This window comes from Pedobacter miscanthi (assembly GCF_003315595.1).
In the GTDB taxonomy this organism is placed as follows: Bacteria; Bacteroidota; Bacteroidia; order Sphingobacteriales; family Sphingobacteriaceae; genus Pedobacter; species Pedobacter miscanthi.
The window spans coordinates 1-743 of sequence record NZ_QNQU01000079.1 but is presented as its reverse complement, the minus strand read 5'-3'; the positions used below and the strand labels follow the sequence as shown (position 1 = coordinate 743).

Here is a 743-nt window from a genome sequence, read left to right as displayed (position 1 = left end):
TATCGCACGGCGACTTCCTACCCTCGCAAGAGGCGTTCCTCTAACTACTCTCGGCGTTACGAAGCTTAACTTCTGTGTTCGGAATGGGAACAGGTGTATCCTTCGTGCCATCATCACCGCACTATTTACTTGAGATTTTATTCTCTCAAAACTAGATATCATTTATCTCTTTCACCGAAAACTCACGTTTTCTCTACTTGGNATTTTATTCTCTCAAAACTAGATATCATTTATCTCTTTCACCGAAAACTCACGTTTTCTCTACTTGGTTAAGTCCTCGATCGATTAGTAATGGTCCGCTCCATGCCTCACAGCACTTCCACTTCCATCCTATCTACCTGATCATCTTTCAGGGATCTTACTTACTTACGTAATGGGAAATCTTATCTCGAGGTGAGTTTCGCACTTAGATGCTTTCAGCGTTTATCTCATCCATACTTAGCTACCCAGCGATGCTCCTGGCGGAACAACTGGTACACCAGCGGTATGTCCATCCCGGTCCTCTCGTACTAAGGACAGATCCTCTCAAATTTCCTACGCCCGCGACGGATAGGGACCGAACTGTCTCACGACGTTCTGAACCCAGCTCGCGTACCGCTTTAATGGGCGAACAGCCCAACCCTTGGGACCGACTACAGCCCCAGGATGCGATGAGCCGACATCGAGGTGCCAAACCTCCCCGTCGATGTGAACTCTTGGGGGAGATAAGCCTGTTATCCCCAGGGTAGCTTTTATCCGTTGAG

At 48.0% G+C, this 743-nt stretch carries 2 rRNA genes; both read right to left on the bottom strand.

The window, feature by feature from the left end:
- Positions 1–4: 4 nt before the first annotated feature.
- Positions 5–121: ribosomal RNA gene (gene rrf / locus DRW42_RS28450) — 5S ribosomal RNA — on the bottom strand.
- Positions 122–265: 144 nt separating this feature from the next.
- Positions 266–743: ribosomal RNA gene (locus DRW42_RS28445) — 23S ribosomal RNA — on the bottom strand; the annotation flags it as partial.